Genomic DNA, 19652 nt, shown 5'->3' with positions numbered 1-19652 from the left:
CCCGAGGGCAGCATCAACTCAGTTCATCTGTTTCCATGCCATCTGCCAGTGCGAACCCACGCCGGGTTCAAACTGGTTTGCGCTCTGGCTCCACTGCTTGCAATATCCGCTGTTGGGGAACGGCAGGCATTCATAAACTTTCTGGTTTTTTTGCTGAATAACGCGCGTCCCGGCTTTATAATCTGAAATACCGGCCGGGAAGACAGGCAGATCGTTTAATTCAGCGTCAGGCCTGGCCTCTGAAGGATCGTTTTCCAGTCTGAATTTAATATATTCTGGCTGCAGAATATCGCCTTTTTCGTTAGTTGCGATAACCTTGAAAATATATTCCCCCGCTTCAACACCATCAAGGTGAATACTCAGCGCCCTGTTGGTATTATTCAGCTCGGATTTAAGATACCCTCTGACCAAATCAGCACTATCGTAAACTTTTGCCTCAATATTCAGCTTACCAGACACATGGACATTAAATTTAACCTCCGATTTCCCGCCTTTGATTTTTTCAGCCGTGAGATGGCTTAAGGTAATACGTTCCTGAATCGCCGGCGCCTGATTTTCCGTATAAGAGAGTGCGAAGCTTTTAACGCTTGAGAGATCGCTACGGGTATAGAGGTTGTTATGTCCGAATACGGGCTCGATAGCTTTCGTGGTGCTGTTCATCACTCCGGCCTGAAGCCGCCCCTGAGATTCTTTGTTAATCACCTCCGCCAGGGCTTTTGACCAGCGATTTTTATCAGTCAAATCTTCGCTGGTAATGTTCAGCTGATACTTAAGAGCGTTTATTATCCCATTGGTATCGAAAAAGCTGACTGAAACAGTATCACCGACCTTAAGGTCCTTGCCGTAAAGCACACCACTCAGCTGCGTCCATTCACTTTCTGCAGGAGTCTGGTTTTGATCGCTGCCGCTGCCAAAGTCCAGATCAATAGCCTGATAGAAGCTGTTAACCGTATCGGCAATATGCCAGACGCCATAAACCACCTGATAGCCGGTACGTTCTGGCACCCTACATTCATGGGTTACGGAGCGTGCAGGTGCCCGATTATTGCCCGGTACGGTACAGAAAGGCGTTAACTCAAAGGCGCTTCTGGTGAGGGGTTTGTTCGCGTCCCAATCCTGCCTGGTGATGTAATAGGTCCAGCTGACGGTTTTATGCGGTGCGGTATGATTCCAGGTAAATTTCTGCTTGCCTGATTTAAACGGCGTTTTCGCCCATGCATCCGCAGACTGACGATCCAGCTGCGCAAAAGTCGGGATACTTGCGCTGGCCAGTTCACCGTCACGTGGGAGCTTAGTAAACGGAAAACCGGAGATTTGTTCGACACTTTGTGGTTCCCAGGTGACATTACCACAGTCCAGGTTTTTGCCCAGTTTACATTGATACGCGCGGCTGGCTGGCTCCTGAATATAACCGTGCGCCCAGGCACCGGTAACCGTCAGAGTGGAAATAGCTAATGCGAGGATCTTTAACTTCATAAATTGCATTCCCTTTAGATAAATATTCATCAGGCTGAAAAATACCGAAAAATCGGATACTCAGTGATTTACCTAAAGGGCTCAAGCAACATCCTCTTAAGCTTGAATAATTATACTTAACTAAGGCCGGAGGGATCAGCTATTGTCATCCGTTAACAGTTTATCCAGCTGATCGCCGCCGATGTGGCGGAAATCCTGCCCTTTTACGAAATAGAAGATGATTTCGCAGATATTCTGGCAGCGGTCGCCAATGCGCTCGATGGCACGCGCGCAAAACAGGGCGGTGAGTACGCTGGGAATGGTGCGCGGATCCTCCATCATATAGGTCATCAATTGCCGCACGATGCCTTCGTACTCCTGGTCGACCTTTTTGTCTTCGCGATAAATTTCGACGGCGGCATTGAGATCCATACGCGCGAAGGCGTCCAGGACGTCATGCAGCATCTGAATAGTATGGTGGCCCAGCGACTCCAGGCTCACCAGCAGCGGTTGATGCTGCTGACCAAACTTCTCCAGGGCGGTGCGGCAGATTTTATCCGCCACGTCGCCGATGCGTTCCAGCTCGGAAATGGTTTTGATGATCGCCATCACCAGCCGTAAATCACTGGCGGTGGGCTGACGCCGGGCAATGATCCGCACGCAGGCTTCATCAATCGACACTTCCATCATATTGACCTGCTGATCGCCCGCAATGACCTGCTTCGCCAGCTCGCCATCCTGGTTATGCATCGCGGTGATGGCGTCGGTAAGCTGCTGCTCCACCAGCCCACCCATGGTCATCACCTGGGTACGGATATGCTCCAGCTCGGCGTTGAACTGCCCGGAGATATGTTTGTTGAGGTTAAGGTTATCCATCGTGTTCTCCCGTCAATCAACCGTAGCGGCCGGTAATATAGTCTTCAGTCTGCTTCTGGTGCGGTTTAGTGAACAGCGTGTCGGTATCGCTGAACTCAATAAGCTCGCCCAGGTACATAAAGGCGGTGTGATCGGAGCAGCGCGCCGCCTGCTGCATATTGTGCGTAACGATCACCAGGGTGTAATCCTGCTTCAGCTCGGTGATCAGCTCTTCGATACGGCCCGTGGAAATCGGATCCAGCGCCGAGCAGGGTTCATCCAGCAGCAGCACTTCAGGGCGAATGGCAATGCCGCGCGCAATACAGAGCCGCTGCTGCTGACCACCGGACAGGCTGTAGCCGCTCTGATGCAGCTTATCTTTGGTTTCCATCCACAGCGCAGCCTTGGTCAGCGCCCATTGTACCCGCTCGTCCATATCGGCACGTGACAGTTTTTCAAACAGGCGTACACCAAACGCGATGTTTTCGTAAATCGACATCGGGAACGGCGTCGGCTTCTGAAAGACCATTCCCACCCGCGCGCGCAGCAGGGCGATATCCTGGCTGGCGGTCAGGATATTCTCGCCGTCGAGCAGGATTTCCCCCTCCGCGCGCTGCTCCGGGTAGAGCGCGAACATCTTGTTAAAGGTGCGCAGCAGCGTGGATTTCCCGCAGCCCGACGGGCCGATAAAGGCGGTCACCTGATTTCTGGCAATATCCAGGTTGATATTCTTCAGGGCATGGAATTTCCCATACCAGAAGTTCATATTTCGCACCTGAATCATATTACTGGAGGAGTTGTCAGCCATTGTTCTTCTCGCATGGTTCATGCCGCCGCAGCCGCACGCTTAATTAATGTTTGCCCCTGGCGAAGACCACACGCGCCAGAATATTCAGCAGAAGGACGCAGAGCGTAATTAACAGTACGCCCGCCCAGGCCAGGCTCTGCCACTCCGTGAACGGACTCATGGCAAATTTGAAGATCGTCACCGGCAGGTTAGCCAGCGGCTGCATCATATCGGTGCTCCAGAACTGATTGGAGAGCGAGGTAAACAGCAGCGGCGCGGTCTCTCCCGCGATACGGGCTATCGCCAGCAGCACGCCGGTAAGAATGCCGGAAACCGAGGCTTTGAGGGTAATCGCCGAGATCATCTTCCATTTTGGCGTGCCCAGCGCATAGGCCGCTTCGCGCAGGCTGTCCGGCACCAGCCGAAGCATATTTTCCGTGGTGCGGATGACGATCGGGATCTGCAGCAGCGCCAGCGCCACCACGCCCGCCAGGCCGGAAAAGTGCTGCATCCGCGCCACCACCAGCGTGTAGACGAACAGCCCCACTACAATAGAGGGTGCGGAGAGCAGAATATCGTTAATGAAGCGGATAACCTCCGCCAGCCAGGATTTACGGCCATACTCCGCCAGGTAAATGCCGGCCATGATCCCCAGCGGCGTTCCCACCAGCGTTGACCAGAGGATCAGCAGCCCGCTGCCAGCGATGGCGTTCGCCAGGCCGCCACCCGTCGTGTTTGGCGGTGGGGTATTCTCGGTAAATAGCGACAGCGTGAGGCCATCCATACCGCGCGTAACGGTAGCAAACAGGATCCACACCAGCCAGAACAGGCCAAATGCCATCGTCATCAGCGAAAGCGTCAGGGCGATGCGGTTTTTCAGCCGTCGCCAGGCCTGCATCTTGCGGCGCGAGGCCGCCAGTCCGTCAGGGGTATGCATGTCCAGCGCGGTCATGAGCGCCCTCCTTCACTTTTCGCCAGGCGCAGGATCATTAGCTTAGAGCAGGCCAGCACGATAAAGGTAATGACGAAAAGGATCAGCCCCAGCTCCATCAGCGCGGCGGTATGCACGCCCGATTCGGCTTCGGCAAACTCATTCGCCAGCGCCGAGGTAATGCTGTTGCCCGGCATAAACAGCGACGGACTGTCGAGCTGGTAGGTGTTGCCAATGATAAAGGTCACCGCCATGGTTTCACCGAGCGCGCGTCCGAGGCCAAGCATCACCCCGCCGATCACGCCGTTTTTAGTAAACGGCAGCACCACGCGCCAGATAACCTCCCAGGTGGTACAGCCAATGCCGTAGGCAGACTCTTTCATCATCACCGGCGTCTGTTCGAAGACGTCGCGCATGACCGATGCGATATAGGGAATGATCATAATGGCGAGAATAATCCCGGCGGCCAGAATGCCGATGCCGAAGGCCGGACCGGAGAAGAGTGCGCCGACGATGGGGATATTCGCCATCAGATCGCCGAGCGGCGTCTGGAACCAGGTGGCAAACAGCGGAGCAAAGATAAACAGGCCCCACATGCCATAGACGATGCTCGGGATCGCGGCCAGCAGTTCAATGGCCACGCCGAGCGGACGGCGCAGCCAGTTAGGCGCCAGCTCGGTCAGGAACAGGGCGATACCGAAGCTGACCGGTACGGCAATGATCAGCGCAATAAGTGAAGTGACGACGGTGCCATAAATCGGCACCAGCGCACCAAACTGTTCGTTGGGCGCATCCCAGGTTTTGGTCCATAAAAAGGCGAAGCCAAACTTCTGGATACTCGGCCAGGAGGAGATAATAAGCGAGACGATAATGCCGCCCAGCAGCAACAGTACAATCAGCGCCGCCAGCTTAACCAGCGCGCTGAAGATAATATCGCCCCGCCTGCCGGGAGGCCTGAATGTCGGCGTGGTTGCAGCCATAGCGTTCTCAGTAAGTGAAGTGTAGGGGCGGCCCAGGGCTCGCCCCATACCGGGGTCAGTCAGCGAGCCCCTTGATTAAAAGAGGGCCTTGCCTGAGCTGTCTTTAACGTCGGTTTTCCATGCGGCGCGGATCTGCTTAACCACCGCATCCGGCAGCGGCGCATAGTCGAGGCTGGTGGTGGTTTTGCTGCCGTTTTTGTAGGCCCAGTCGAAGAATTTCAGCACGGCTGCGCCCTTGTCGGCGCTATCCTGCACTTGATGCAGCAAAATGAAGGTGGTGGAGGTAATCGGCCAGGCATTTTCGCCCTTCTGAAACGTCAGATCCTGAGCAAAAGAGCGCTGCCAGTCTGCGCCTTTCGCCGCATTGCTGAAGCTCTGCTCACCGGGTTCAACCGCTTTGCCATCGGCATCCAGCAGTTTGGTCCAGGCCAGGCCGTTTTGTTTCGCATAGGCATACTCGACGTAGCCAATTGAGCCTGGCAGCCGCTGAACAAAGGCAGCAACGCCGTCGTTACCCTTACCGCCCAGGCCAACCGGCCAGTTTACGGTATTCCCCTTGCCCACTTTGCTGTTCCAGTCGCTGTTCACCTTTGCCAGGTAGCTGGTGAAGACGAACGAGGTGCCGGAGCCGTCGGCGCGGCGCACCACGTTGATGTTGCTGTCGGGCAGCTTAACGCCGGGGTTCAGGCGGCTAATAGCCGGGTCATTCCACTTTTTAACGTTGCCCAGGTAGATATCGCCGACGGTTTTCCCGTCCAGCGTCAGCTGGCCGGATTTCACGCCAGGCAGATTAACGGCCAAAACCACGCCGCCAATCACGGTCGGAAACTGGAACAGGCCATTTTTTTGCAGTTCGTCGTCTTTCATTGGGGCATCAGACGCGCCAAAGTCGACGGTTTTCGCGATTATTTGCTTTACACCGCCGGAGGATCCGATGCCCTGATAGTTAACCTGCGCACCCGTCGCCGTGTTGTACTCTGCGGCCCATTTGTTATAAACCGGTGCCGGGAAGGTGCCGCCCGCGCCGGTCAGATTGGTGGCCGCCATGACGGAAAGAGTGCTGAGTGAAAGGGTTACTGCGACGAATTGCGTCAGGGTTTTGCGTACCAGTGTCATATTCCCTCCGGGGGATTAAAAGTCAGACTACACGCGGTCTTAATCTCAGTATTTTTTGCTGCTGGAGGGAAAATAGGACATTTTGATGACAGTGACATGTACGCAATATGACAGTTTTATGACATGGAAAGTGACTGGCTGCCGGGCATAAAAAAACTCAGCGCAGGGTTATCCCACGCTGAGTTCTCGGGCCGACTGAGGCGTTACGCTGAATTATTGCGCGTATTACCGCAGCACATACCCCGGCACGCTATCTGGAACAGCGACGTCGCATCAGAAGTCGTAGCCGACGGTCGCCATAATAGTCCGCTCAGCGCCCCAGTAGCAGTAACCGGTACCGTAACAGGCCGAGACGTAGTCACGATCGGTCAGGTTATTGGCATTAACCTGCACAAAGGCACCTTTCAGGCTGCTGTTCCAGGCGCCCAGATCGGCACGCACTGATGCGTCAAACAGCGTGACGGAGGGCAGCCGCGTGGTATTTTCGTTATCCGCCCACTGCTTGCCGATATAGCGCACGCCCGCACCGACGCTCAGTCCATAGTCAAACTGGTATTTAGCCCAGGCCGACGCCATGGAGTTTGGCGTCACGTAAGGGGTATGTCCGTCGTTGCCGTCCACCGAGTCCTTATAGCGCACGTGGTTCACCGTATAGCTGGCAAGGGTGCTCAGGCGCGGCGTGAGCTGGTTGTGTGCTTCCAGCTCCAGCCCCTGTGAATGCACTTTTCCTGCCGGATCATAGTAGGAGCCTACCACCACGCGGTTGCCGACATCCTTCTGCGTTAAATCATAAACGGCGATGGAGTAGAGATCGGAAGTACCCACCGGCTGATACTTCACACCGGCCTCATACTGCTCAGAGGTCGTTGGCTTGAGCAGGTTACCGTCCCGACCAGAGAGGGACTGCGGCGTAATGGCCTGGCTGTAGCTGGCGTAAGGCGAAATGCCGTTATCGAAGGCATAGAGCAGGGCCGCGCGACCGCCAATATGGTCATCCTGACGACGGTATTTGCTGTCGTAAGCATAGTTTTCCGTCTGCGAGACGATGCGATCGTAGCGGCCGGACAGGTCCAGATGCCACTTATCCCACACCATCTCATCCTGCAGATAGACCCCGGTCTGGTAGTAGCGGCGCTGCGACTTGCTGAAGGTGTAGTCCGGGTTAAGGCCCACAGCCTGACCGGTAACGGCATTCAGCTGGCTGGCATAGCCGCTGGCGTCGCTCAGATCATTTTTATACTGATGATATTCAGCGCCCAGCACCACCTTGTGGTCAACCTCGCCGGTGGCAAAATCTGCTTCCAGCTGGTTGTCGATGGCAAAGGCGTCCAGCGAGGAACGGGAGCCGGAGTAGTAGCGATTCAGCAGGTCAGGATTGGCGGTGTCCCAGCCAATCTGATACACCTGATCGAGATCGACGTTTGAGTGCGAGTAGCTGGCATTCGAGCGGAATGCCCAGGTATCGTTAAAGCGATGCGCGAATTCGGCGCTGTAGATTTGCTCATTGCGCTTGAACTGATCCAGCGAACTGTCGCCGTCATAGAAGCCGGTACTCAGCTTACGGCCATTATGTTCGGTGATGCTGCCGTCACCCGGCACCGCGCTGTGATAGCCGCCGGAGGGGTCTTTTTGCAGATAGGCGCGCAGCAGCAGTGAGGTATCTTCATCCGGCTGCCACAGCAGAGACGGGGAGATAGCATATTTCTCTTCGCGGGTATGGTCATACTGGGTATCGCTGTTGCGGGTGATACCCGTCAGGCGAAACGCCCACTGATCGTTAATCGCGTCGGTGTAATCAAAGGCCGCGCCGTTAGTGCTGTTGGTGCCGGTGAACAGGCGGAAATGGCCCTGCGGGGAGAACTGCGGGCGCTTAGAGGTTTCCATCACCAGCCCGCCCGGCACGGTCTGACCGTAGAGTGCGGAGGAAGGACCTTTGATGACGTCGATACGCTCAAGGAACCAGGGATCGACCTGTAGCACGTTGTAGCTGCCGGGATCGCTCATCAGGCGCAGGCCATCCAGGAAGATGTTGTCCACGTCGCCGCCGTGGAAGCCGCGCAGCGAAACCGTATCGTAGCGCGTGGCCGCCCCTGCGAAGTTGGTGAAGGCCCCGGCGGTATAGTTCAGCGCCTGGTTGACGTCCATCGCGCCCTGATCTTCCATCTGCTGGCGGGTCACCACGGACACAGACTGGCCGGTAGTTATCAGTGGGCGATCGGTTTTGGTGGCGCCGCTGCTGGTTTTCGCCGTATAGCCTTCGGTCGGAGAAGTAGCCGTTTCTACAGGCTCTGCGGTAACGACCAGGGTATCGGCGGCCCAGGTGAGAGCGGGTGTGCAAAGTGCGACAGAACAGAGCAGAACGGAACGCTTCAGGATAAAAGGCATTCTCATTATCAATCCCTTAAATAAGTAGGCTTATCGCTCCCGTCTCGCAGGAGTGAAGTAGAAAGACGCGCGTTATAGAGATGTAAGAATATGTGTAATCTCAATGAGAATTATTATCTTTCCTATTCAGCTTTTCAAGCGTTGATTTTTCTTATCTTTTCTCATTGAAAGTGTAGGGATATAAATGCTTTCCCTTTTACAGATATAACCTCATCTCGGTGTCAGGCACCATTCCACCGCCGACGCCGCCGTATGAAAGGCGCGGTAATCATCGCCCGCACGGATGATCCCTGCGTCCAGGGCCAGCTTTTCAGCATGGGCAAAATTGTTACGTCACCGGCATAGCCAGGCTGCGGCGCTGGCGCTCGCGCAGAAATGCCCGTACCAGCCAGAGCCAGAGCAGGCCGCAGACCAGATTAAACAGGCTGAACCACGCGCTGCCTCCGCTGAAGTAAGCCGCTTTAGCAGCCTCAATCCCCAGCGCAAAGACCACGATGCTCGCCATCCCTAACATCGCCGCCACGCTGCCTTTTCCGGCGCTGCTGGAAAACAGCGTCAGCCGGTAAAGCCCGGCATTAACCAGCCCGGTGCCAAAGCCGTAGAGGCTCAGTCCGGCGGTCAGCCACAAATAGCTGTGCGTATTGATGGCGGTGCTGATGGCCGCGATTGCCAGGCCAGCAAGGATCGGCCAGGCCCCCAGCCGCAGCGGCTGCTCAATGGGGAGGCGGCTGGCGAGGCGACCCAGCGTCAGGTTACCGGCGATCATCGCCACGAAGACCGGCAGCTGGAGCAGCGCGTAATCCATCCGGCTTAGCCCTTCGTCATGCATCAGGATAACCGGCGACAGCGCGACCCAGGCGAGGCAGGGAATGGTCACCAGGCCAATCGCCAGCGAACCGCCCATCACCTGGCGGTTCTTCAGCAGCGCGTAATAACCTGCTGCGAGCGATTTGACCGACAGCGAGGTATTTCTGTCGCCCGACGTTTCAGGCATGGTTCGCCACAGACCTATCAGCGCCACGGCGGTCACGCCGCCGAATAGCCAGAACATGGTGCGCCAGTCGCTGAACGAGAGAAACGCCGCCCCGGCCAGCGGGCCTGCCAGGGGTGCCAGCAGCGCCACGTTGGCCATCAGCGCCATGATCTTCACGCTGAGCGATTCGTCGAATGCCTCCTGAATGGTGGCGTAGCCCACCGCCCCGATAAAACAGAGGCTTATCCCCTGCAGAAAGCGCAGCAGAACAAACTGCTCGATGCTTTGTACCCAGTGGGTTGCCATGCAGGTGAGCATGAAAAAGGCGACCCCGGAGAGCAGCACCGGACGGCGGCCCAACCTGTCAGAAAGCGGCCCGAGCAGCCACTGGAGAACAATACCGCCAATCAGGTAGGCCGTCAGCGAAGCGGAGACCCATTCCGGCCCGACGTGAAACTCGCTGGTGACCAGCAGCATACCAGGCTGGATCATGTCGTGCGCGATATAGGTGGCAAACTCGAACAGCACCAGCGACAGTGGAAAAATCAAATGTCGGCGGGTCAGGCGCGACACGGGTGTAAAAAGAGACATTGCGGTTCCTTCCCCAAAACAGAATGATAAAAACGCGGCCGCCGAAGCGACCGCGCCAACATACACCACTTTTTTAGCGGGCAGAGGAAAATATCTGCACAGCGGGGCGTAATACCCCGCCACGTTATTGCCTGCCCGGCTACGCCGTGCACGCTTTTGAACGGCAGGTTAGCGCCAGCGGGCAATCGGGTTATCCAGCGTCCCGGCAAACTTCAGGTTTTCCGCCGGGTCGGTCAGGTTAATCATCTGCTGATTGTTCGCCAGCTGCAGGCGGTTCAGGCAGGAGCGGGTGAAGGCCGGGGCGAACAGGTCATAACGGGCAAACTTACTGGCAAACTGCGGATGCGCCTGCTGATACTCTTTCACGCAGTCGGCAACGGCCTGCCAGAACTTCTCTTCCGACAGCGTGCCGGACTGGTGCAGGACGGCGCTGATAAAGCGGAAAATGCAGTCGAAAACGTCAGTAAATATCGACAGCAGCTTGAGGTTTTCCGGCACGTCCACCGCCAGGCGCTGGACCTTCTCAGGCAGTACCGCATCCGGGTTCATGACGGCGATCTCTTCACCGATATCCTTCATATAGGCGCTAACGGGGACGTTATTTTCCAGCAGCAGGATCAGGTTTTCCCCGTGAGGCATAAAGACCAGATCATACTGATAGAAGCAGTGCAGCAGCGGGCTGAGGTAGCAGGTCAGATAGCGCGCCACCCAGCGTTCTGCTGACAGACCGGAATCGGCGATCAGCGCGGGCAGCAGCGGCTGCTGGTGTTGATCAACGTGCAGGAAGGAGGCCATGGTCATCAGCCGCTGGCCCGGTTGCAGATCGGCGACCGGGTTGTCCCGCCACAGGGCTGCGAACATTTTCTTATAGGCCGAGTCACCCTTAATGGCGCTTTCGTAGTAGCGATTGTGGTAACCCACGGCCGCGACCTCGCGCAGTATGCGGAAGTCACAGCGCTGTAGCCACGCATCCTTCGCCACCAGTGCTTCCAGCCATTCATTGATCGCCGGCGTGGTAGCCATATAGTAAGGCGACAGGCCGCGCATAAAGCCCATATTGAGCACCGATAACGCGGTTTTCACATAGCGTTTAGTGGGCTGACTGCGGTTAAAGAAGGTGCGAATGGATTGCTGAGCCTGGTACTGGTCATCGCCGGTGCCGAGGTAAACAATATCATGACTGGCAATATCCGCAGCAAAGACGGTCAGCAGTTTGTTCTGCCACTGCCAGGGGTGAACCGGCATAAAAATATAGTCATCGACCGGCAGCGCTTTCTCCGTCAGCAGCGCGTTGAAATGGTCCAGGGTTGACTCCCCCAGCTCGTCGCGCATGAGCTGCTCGTATTCCAGCGTGCTGATGCTGGAAAAGTGCGCGTTGCGCAGATGCACGGCAACCCAGACGAGGTTAACTGGCGTGGCGGCTTCCGGCGCGAACGCCAGGTAGTCGCGAGCATCAAAGCCAATGCGACCATTGTTAGCAACAAAACAGGGATGGCCTTCGGTCATGGCGGCCTCAACGGCCTGAAAATCCGCTTTGACCAGCGCCTGGCTGTCCGGGTTGTTCTTCTGCAACTTGTAGACGCTGCTGCACAGCGTGCTGCTGATCTCTTCCATGTAGGTCGCCAGTAGCGCCTGCGGAATGTTTATCTGCTCATTGAATTCGACAATGAACTGCAGGGCATCCAGCGTCAGAGGATGGCCGTTCTCCTGTTTGATCAGCGAATCCGCCTCAATTTCCCAGTGATCCAGCGCCAGGCGGTGTGCTTTGAACAGGTATTGCGCTTCGCCACCCGGCACGGCGAGCACGTAACGCCCCTCGCTGGCTTCGACTGGCGTCACGATTTTTTCATGGGCAAATTCGGCAATCGCTTTGCGGATAAGCAGACGGTTAGCCTGCGCCCAGTTGTCACCTGACAGATGGGTTCCGGTCAGTAACGGCGTGATGGTATTCATATTCAGCGATTCCCTCATTAAGGCATGTTGATAATCTTCACGCTGGCAGAAGGCCAGCCAGGCGGTTTTGTGGCCCATATCAATGGTGTGCTGGTAGCGAAAACCCGCGCGCTTGTTGAGTGGATGAATTTTGTTATTGCGTACGTCCGGCTCGACGACCACGCGGCCTACCCCGGGCTGGCTGAACATGTAGTCCATCACCACGGTGAAAACCTGCCAGCTGAACTGCTTAACCGGCCTGCTGGCGGGCGCAATCAGGATATGCATCCCGTAATCATCGGGCTGTGCAGAGTAGAACTTGCCGACCTCGTCCTCGCTGGCACGGTAAAACTCCATCAGGAACACCGGCTCCTCATCGCAGCAGCCAATGAGCGCGGCGTGCGGATGGGTAGCCGTCAGCCGCTGATAAAAGGCCGCGACCTGTTCAAGGCTGTCGTGTTGCATCCCCCAAAAGCGGGCATAGTCGCGGGTGACCCAGTCGTGAATGCGTGAAGCATCTTCGGCGCGCAGCGGCCGGAGCGTAAAATGACCCGCCGGACGGGCGGTACTGAAAAGTGGGCTCTGAGACATATCAACGTTCCGATTGTGCCGGGAAGGTCTGAAAAGCAATCTGCCGTTCGATGGGATAGATTTCCCGCCCGGTCAGCTCGCGCAGTAAGACGGAATTACGGTAGCAGGCCATCCCCAAATCCGGGGTGACAAAGCCGTGCGTATGCAGCTCGGCGTTCTGCACGAAGACCTGATTATGGTTATCGATGCTGTAATTACGCTGGACGTCGTAGCGGCCTTTCTCATCCCAGCGCAGGCGCTGGGCTATCCCCTCAATAAACATCGGCGGGCGATACTGGTAGCCCGTGGCCATGACGACCCCTTCGCTACGGCGGGTAAAGGCGCAATCCTGCTCCTGCTGATGCAGCGAAAGCTCGAATTCGCCCTCCGGCAGCCAGCGCATATCGGTTAGCTCGGAATGGGTAAAGAGATTAACGTCCAGCCTGCCATCAAGCTGTTTAACGTACATCAGGTCGTAGATGTCGTTGATCAGGCTGCTGTTAATGCCTTTATAAAGGTTTTTATGGCGCGCGTTGAGCTCGTCCCGTTTTGCTGGTGACAGGCTGTGGAAGTAGTCAATCCACTCCGGCGAGGTCATTTCCAGCGTCAGTTTGGTGTATTCCAGCGGATAGAAGCGTGGCGCACGGGTAATCCAGTTCAGCTGATAGCCAAAGCGGTCGATTTCCGTTAGCAGATCGTAATAGATTTCAGCCGCGCTCTGCCCGCTGCCCAATACGGTGATCGAACGCTTTTTCTGGAGCTGTTCTTTATTTCTGAGGTAGTCGCTTGAGTGAGTGAAGCGGTCGCGGTGCGGGCGGCTACACTCCGGCATCCACGCGCTGGGGCCGGTGCCCAGTATCAGGTGACGCGCCAGCCATTCCTGCTGTTTACCGCTAACCGTATCAAGGGTACGCACGCGATAGCATTGCCGTGCATCATCGTAGCTCACGTAATCCACACGCGTATTCCAGCGCAGGTTACTCAGCTGAGAGCAGGCCCACTGACAGTACTGATTGTACTCTTTACGCATCAGGAAAAAGTCTTCACGAATGTAAAAGGAGTATAATTTCCCTTTCTGCTTCATGTAGTTAAGCAGGCTGTAAGGACTGGTGGGATCGGCGAGCGTCACCAGATCGGCCATAAACGGCGTCTGCAAATGGGCACTCTCCAGCATCATACCGGTGTGCCAGTCAAAGCCGGGATTCTGATCGAGGAAGACGCCGCTCAGCCCCTCAACCGGCTCGCTCAGACAGGCCAGACCAAGGTTAAAGGGACCAATACCAATGCCGATAAAATCATAGAGAGTGTTATTCATAACGGAGTTCTCACTGGTTAGCCGCATTCAGCGCAGCGTCCCGCGCCCGCTCACGGCCATAATGCACAATCAGCGCAATGACATCTTCAATGTCAGCCGCCGTGGTGGTGGGATTTAAAAGCGTAATTTTCAGATACTGACGACCCTCAACCCGGGTGCCGGCGATCACCGCATTGCCGGAGCGGAACAGCGCCTTACGGATGCTGGCATTGATCTCATCAAGCTGTGCGTCGCCCATGCCGGGACGGGGTACGTAGCGAAAAACCTGGGTAGTCAGTTCTGGCGCATGAAGAACCTCCACGCAGGGATGGGCGCTCAGCAGCTGATGCGCTTGTTGCGTCAGGGTCAGAATGCGATCAAAAGCCTCACCCAGCGCCGATGGCCCCATAATGCGCAGCGTCAGCCACATTTTTAGTGCGTCAAAACGGCGGGTGGTCTGGATACTTTTATTGACCAGGTTGGGTGTGCCTTCCTGCTGCGCGCTAAGCGGGTTGAGGTAATCCGCATGGTGCGTAACGTGACTCAGGTGCTGCTTATCACGCACAAAGAACGCGCCGCAGCTGACGGTCTGGAAGAACGACTTGTGGTAATCCACGGTCACGGAATGGGCTTTTTCAATGCCGGAGAGGCGCTGGCGGTGATTTTCCGACGCCAGCAGGCCGCAGCCGTACGCTGCATCAACGTGCATCCACAGACCGTAGTGCTCACAGAGGGTGGCGATATCGTCAAGCGGGTCGATGCTGCCAAAATCGGTGGTGCCGCTGGTGGCCACGATGGCGACAGGGATCAGGCCCGCCTGCTGGCAGCGCTGAATTTCCTGCTCCAGCTGAACGGCATCCATGCGGTAATGTTCATCATGATCCACCGCAATAACGGCATCGTAACCCAGCCCCAGAATCGCCATCGATTTCTGAATGCTGAAATGGCTCAGTTTTGAGGTGAAAACGCGCCACTTAACCGCATCCGGCGGCAATCCCTGATGCTTAATCAGGTGGCCGGGATGATGTGCCGCACACCAGCTGTCTCGCGCCAGCAGCATCGCCATCAGATTGGACTGGGTGCCGCCGCTGGTGAAGATCCCGTCCGCGGTGGACGGCAGGCCAATTCGGCCCAGCGTCCAGTCAATGACCTTCTGCTCAATCAGCGTGCCGCCTGCGCTCTGATCCCAGGTATCCACGGAGCTGTTTACCGCCGCCATAATTTGCTCGGCCAGCAGTGACGGCAGCACCACCGGGCAGTTGAGGTGCGCCACGTATTTGGGATGGTGGAACCAGACGGCATCGCGCAGGTAGAGGCGTTTAAGCTCCTCCAGCGCCGCATCGTTGCTGCCCAGCGGCCGGTCGAGATCGACATCGCTAAATTCCGCAGCAAGCTCGTGAGGCAGAATACCGCTGAACGGTTTTTCAACGCCTTTCAGCGTGCGGGTCATCAGCGCCAGCACGTCCTGCGTCTGCTGCGCCCAGGCCGACAGCTGCTGGTCATTAAAAATATAATCCTGAGGATCGGTAGCGCTATGAGGCAGGTGCAGGCGAGGCACTGCCTGAGTTTGCGAACGTAAGACCATACCCTGTTCCCTTATTGAAGACATAAAAGGCCCTGCCGCCATCTGAACATGGCAGCGCTATACGCCTGGCGACGAGTCGCGAGTGTTGATTTGTCAGTACCTGACAGGAAGGCCGAAGCGCTACAATCCAGCACGATAGTTTTTCTACCTGTTAAAGATAAAAAAACGACACTTTGTGTGGCTTTAGCACGCCATCCTGCTATTTGTTATTGAGAATAGTATTATAAATAATAATCATTATCATTCAACAACATTAATGAGACAAATTTGTTATAAGTGTTGTTAATGATATAAATGTGATTTGAATCACAAAAACGGACTGCCGTTTAGGGTTTTGGTATGAAACAAAATCCATTCGGGAAAAGCGGCAATATGCGGACGCGGGACATAAGGGGGAGCGCTGTCTGGGAAGCGATAAGGGAGGGGATAAATACCACCCGATGGAACCTTTGCCTTTTGTCGCCCACTTAGTGCTCATACTTTGTCCAACTAAGGAATGAGTTATGCGCCTTTCTGGTTTTTCATCACAAAATCTGACGACGCCGCACAACAGGAATCCTGGTAATGAGGGAGTGAGTACCCCGTTACAAGGCGCATCAACCCGGCTGGCTGGAAACGGCTTTTCCGTTGTGTCACGTCTACCGTTAAGCGGCGATGGGTCCTCACTCGCGACGGGCGACAAAACGGACAGCGAAGCAGGAACGGCGCTTCCGTCGCAGAGCAATCCATCCATCGATTCCCTGCTACAACAGATAATGTCGTTAATAACGGGCAGCCTGTCTGGCGGTGGCGCGTCAGCTTCATCCACATCCGACAGCAGTGCTGAAGAAAATCCACTGTTTAGCAGCCAGGATGGGCAGATGTCCTTTGCGCAGGCGACGACCACGCTTGGCCGCCACGAAGATTTGCTCAAAAAACCGCTCGACCGTGAGGGGCTGGAAAAACTGCGCGACGACCCGCAAACCCCCTCCGATGCGAAACAGGCACTGAATACGATACTGGATAATCCGGAGATGTATGCGGCGCTCGATCAGGCTAAAAATGGAAAATCCGACGGTAAAATTAGCGCGAAAGACATTCAAACGGTGCAGCAAAATCCGCAGATAAGACGCTATGCCGATGCCAAAGCTAAAGACTACACACACAACTATGTTCCCTCTGATGCCGAGCCGGGTTCCGCCTCGCGTGAGATGAGCGCAAATGATGCGATGCGTGAGCTCTATCTCTATTCAGAAAGCCTGCCGAGGAACATCAATCAGGAAACGCTGCAAAAAATTGCCGATGGATCGCAGGATATGGGCAAATGTCCGCCTCAGGTCGCCGCCGCCGCGAAGTTCTTTACCGATCATCCCGATCAATGGCAGCAGCTAACCAGGAAGGATGACCCTTCCGCCAGCGTCTCACGGGACCGTTTATGTGACCTTGCGTCTTACAATGTCGCGCTCTCTCCTCAGGAGCATAACGCACTGGAAACGGTTAAAAATAACGAAGACATTTTCTTTAAGGGCGGCGGAATTAAGAAAGACAAGCTGGTGGATATTGCCAACGACTCCAGCAACAGCCAGGAGGTGCGCGATGCGGCAAATCTGCTCAGCCAGCCTAACTCCATGCTGTTTTCCATGCTGGATAACGGCAAGCACGGCGCGGGCGGTAATTTCTTTAATGAAGCGAACGATAAAAATATCAGCAAGGGCGATGTGGATGCCTTTATTCGTAAAGGGAACAGCGCCATTGCCACACCGGATAAGCTCTCAAGGCCCTCACTGAACCCGGCCGATCTCTCTGCGCAGCAGGAGATGGCCGAAGGGCAGGAGACCCAGCCCGATGAGAAGAAAAAGAAAGGGGGCGGCTTTAAGAAACTGCTCGAAGCGCTGAGCTATGTCGTGAGCGGTCTGACGATATTGATCCCCGGCGTGGGTGCTGCGGGCCTGGCCGCAACGGCGGGACGCGCTGCCGCAACGGCAGCCATTAAAGAAGGCGTAAAAGCGGGGGTGAAAGAGGGCGCTAAGGATGCGGCTAAGGAGGGCGTTAAAAATGCCTTGCATGACGGGCAGAATGGGTCGGGCGACGCATCTGAACTCAATTCCCCGCGGGTTTGGGCGCAGAGCTGACAATTTTTTCGCCCGGCATGGGCGCTGGCATATGGCCCAGGCCGATCGGCCAGGCGGCCTGAAACACCGCGTCTGATACCCAAAAAAAACCGGCCATGCTTTTGCTGCATGGCCGGTTTTATACCCTTTAACCCCGGCTAACGCGCTGCCTGAGCACGATAGCCGGAAATGACACGGCGTTTAGGGCTTACTCCACCGTAACGGACTTCGCCAGATTACGCGGCTGATCGACATCGGTGCCTTTGATCAGCGCCACGTGATAGGCGAGCAGCTGTAGCGGAACGGTGTAGAAGATCGGTGCAATAATCTCTTCCACATGCGGCAGAGGGATAATTCGCATTCCTTCGCTGTTGCTGAAGCCCGCATCCCGGTCGGCAAAGACGTACAGCAGGCCGCCGCGCGCGCGCACTTCCTCGATATTTGACTTCAGCTTTTCCAGCAGCTCATTATTGGGCGCAACCACAATGACCGGGATATCGGCATCGATCAGGGCCAGCGGGCCATGCTTTAATTCCCCGGCGGCATAGGCTTCGGCGTGAATATAGGAGATCTCTTTTAACTTGAGCGCCCCCTCCATCGCAATCGGGTACTGATCGCCACGGCCCAGGAAGAGGGCATGATGCTTGTCGGAGAACTCCTCCGCCAGCGCTTCAATCAGCTTATCCTGCGACAGCATCTGCTCAATGCGGCTCGGCAGCGCCTGCAAACCGTGCACAATATCGTGCTCAATCTGCGCATCCACGCCTTTCAGGCGGCCTATTTTCGCCACCAGCATCAGGAGTACGGTCAGCTGGGTGGTAAAAGCCTTGGTGGAGGCCACGCCAATTTCCGTTCCCGCTTTAGTCATCAGCGCCAGATCGGATTCACGCACCAGCGAAGAACCCGCCACGTTGCAGATGGCCAGCGAACCCAGGTAGCCCAGCTCCTTTGACAGGCGCAGCGCGGCCAGCGTATCCGCCGTTTCACCCGACTGGGAAAGGGTAATCATCAGGCTGTTTTTACGCACGGCAGATTTGCGGTAGCGGAACTCCGACGCAATCTCGACGTCACAGGGCAGATTAGCCAGCGCTTCAAACCAGTAGCGGGAAACCATTCCCGAATTATAGGAGGTCCCGCAGGCGACAATCTGGATATGCTCAACCTGACTCAGCAGGTCGTTCGCCTTCGGCCCCAGTTCGGCGAGATCCACTTCACCCTGGCTGAAACGCCCGCTCAGGGTGTTTTTAATCGCCATCGGCTGTTCGTAAATCTCTTTCTGCATATAGTGGCGATACAGGCCCTTATCGCCCGCATCGTACTGCACATTCGATTCAATTTCAGCGCGCTGAACCTCTTCCCCTTCGCGGTTAACGATGGTGAAGTCACGTCGGGTGATTTCGGCGATATCCCCCTCTTCCAGGTAGACAAAGCGGCGGGTCACCGGCAGCAGCGCCAGCTGGTCGGAGGCGATAAAATTCTCACCCACGCCGCGGCCAATAACCAGCGGGCTACCGGAGCGGGCAGCGACCAGTACCGAAGGATCGCGACTGTCCATAATGACCATGCCGTATGCGCCGCGCAGCTGAGGGATCACCCGCAGCACCACATCGCGCAGCGAACCGCCCTGCTGCTTCTGCTCCCAGTGAACCAGATGCGCCACCACTTCCGTATCGGTTTCAGAGGCAAAGCGGTAGCCCCTTTCGATCAGCAGCTCGCGCAGTGGCTCATGGTTTTCGATAATGCCGTTGTGGACGATGATGATGTGCTCAGAGATATGGGGATGCGCATTGGCTTCAGATGGCTCGCCGTGCGTTGCCCAACGGGTATGGGCAATCCCGGTCCCGCCGACCAGAGGGATGGTTTCAGCGGCTTCCACCAGCTTCTGCACCTTACCCAGCCGACGCAGACGCGTGACCTGACCTTCTGCGGTGACCACGGCCACACCCGCAGAGTCATAGCCCCGATACTCAAGGCGACGCAGCCCTTCAAGCAGGATTTCAGCGATATCACGCTGGGCAACTGCACCTACAATTCCACACATAATGTTATTCCTGTCGTTATGGCCGTTCTGGCCATTAACTTTGTCTTCTGACCTGATAAGTCCGGAA

The 19652-nt window shown here is 56.1% G+C and carries 13 protein-coding genes; 1 reads left to right on the top strand and 12 read right to left on the bottom strand.

The window, feature by feature from the left end; all coding sequences use genetic code 11:
* Window positions 1–18: 18 nt before the first annotated feature.
* The 11 genes from gbpA to AC4PCC_RS22140 all read right to left on the bottom strand — a co-directional run bounded on the left by gbpA (window position 19) and on the right by AC4PCC_RS22140 (window position 15454).
* Window positions 19–1476: an N-acetylglucosamine-binding protein GbpA gene (gene gbpA / locus AC4PCC_RS22190; RefSeq protein WP_492125966.1), complete on the bottom strand. Its 1458-nt coding sequence runs from the start codon at window positions 1474–1476 to the stop codon at window positions 19–21.
* Window positions 1477–1611: 135 nt separating this feature from the next.
* A complete protein-coding gene (gene phoU, locus AC4PCC_RS22185) occupies window positions 1612–2331 on the bottom strand; it encodes a phosphate signaling complex protein PhoU (RefSeq protein WP_492125965.1) in 720 nt (239 codons plus the stop codon).
* Between the two features lie 16 nt (window positions 2332–2347).
* The gene (gene pstB / locus AC4PCC_RS22180) at window positions 2348–3118 is read right to left on the bottom strand and encodes a phosphate ABC transporter ATP-binding protein PstB (protein WP_345829566.1); all 771 of its coding nucleotides are present in this window, start codon (window positions 3116–3118) and stop codon (window positions 2348–2350) included.
* A 43-nt stretch (window positions 3119–3161) separates the two neighbouring features.
* A complete protein-coding gene (gene pstA, locus AC4PCC_RS22175) occupies window positions 3162–4049 on the bottom strand; it encodes a phosphate ABC transporter permease PstA (RefSeq protein ID WP_067700574.1) in 888 nt (295 codons plus the stop codon).
* Window positions 4046–5008, bottom strand: coding sequence for a phosphate ABC transporter permease PstC (pstC, locus tag AC4PCC_RS22170; RefSeq protein WP_492125964.1), 963 nt, complete (start codon window positions 5006–5008; stop codon window positions 4046–4048). Before pstC ends, pstA begins: the two co-directional genes overlap by 4 nt.
* A gap of 75 nt (window positions 5009–5083) precedes the next feature.
* Window positions 5084–6124, bottom strand: coding sequence for a phosphate ABC transporter substrate-binding protein PstS (gene pstS / locus AC4PCC_RS22165; protein ID WP_492125963.1), 1041 nt, complete (start codon window positions 6122–6124; stop codon window positions 5084–5086).
* Window positions 6125–6397: 273 nt separating this feature from the next.
* Window positions 6398–8515, bottom strand: a complete 2118-nt coding sequence (locus AC4PCC_RS22160) for a TonB-dependent siderophore receptor (RefSeq protein WP_492125962.1) — start codon at window positions 8513–8515, stop codon at window positions 6398–6400.
* A gap of 322 nt (window positions 8516–8837) precedes the next feature.
* Entirely contained in the window at window positions 8838–10073 is a 1236-nt protein-coding gene (locus tag AC4PCC_RS22155) for an MFS transporter (protein WP_492125961.1), read from the bottom strand.
* A gap of 168 nt (window positions 10074–10241) precedes the next feature.
* Window positions 10242–12596, bottom strand: coding sequence for a GNAT family N-acetyltransferase (locus AC4PCC_RS22150; protein WP_492125960.1), 2355 nt, complete (start codon window positions 12594–12596; stop codon window positions 10242–10244).
* Between the two features lies 1 nt (window position 12597).
* Window positions 12598–13890, bottom strand: a complete 1293-nt coding sequence (locus AC4PCC_RS22145) for a lysine N(6)-hydroxylase/L-ornithine N(5)-oxygenase family protein (protein WP_492125959.1) — start codon at window positions 13888–13890, stop codon at window positions 12598–12600.
* A gap of 10 nt (window positions 13891–13900) precedes the next feature.
* A complete protein-coding gene (locus AC4PCC_RS22140) occupies window positions 13901–15454 on the bottom strand; it encodes a pyridoxal phosphate-dependent decarboxylase family protein (RefSeq protein WP_492127596.1) in 1554 nt (517 codons plus the stop codon).
* A 629-nt stretch (window positions 15455–16083) separates the two neighbouring features.
* Between AC4PCC_RS22140 and AC4PCC_RS22135 the strand changes: the two genes are divergently transcribed.
* Entirely contained in the window at window positions 16084–17565 is a 1482-nt protein-coding gene (locus AC4PCC_RS22135; RefSeq protein WP_492125958.1) for an HrpF/NolX family T3SS translocon protein, read from the top strand.
* Window positions 17566–17752: 187 nt separating this feature from the next.
* Here the strand turns inward: AC4PCC_RS22135 and glmS are convergent, their stop codons facing one another.
* The gene (glmS, locus tag AC4PCC_RS22130; RefSeq protein ID WP_492125957.1) at window positions 17753–19585 is read right to left on the bottom strand and encodes a glutamine--fructose-6-phosphate transaminase (isomerizing); all 1833 of its coding nucleotides are present in this window, start codon (window positions 19583–19585) and stop codon (window positions 17753–17755) included.
* Window positions 19586–19652 lie beyond the last annotated feature (67 nt).

It is taken from the genome of Erwinia sp. L03-1, assembly GCF_058686115.1.
This window is presented reverse-complemented; position numbering and strand designations above follow the sequence as displayed.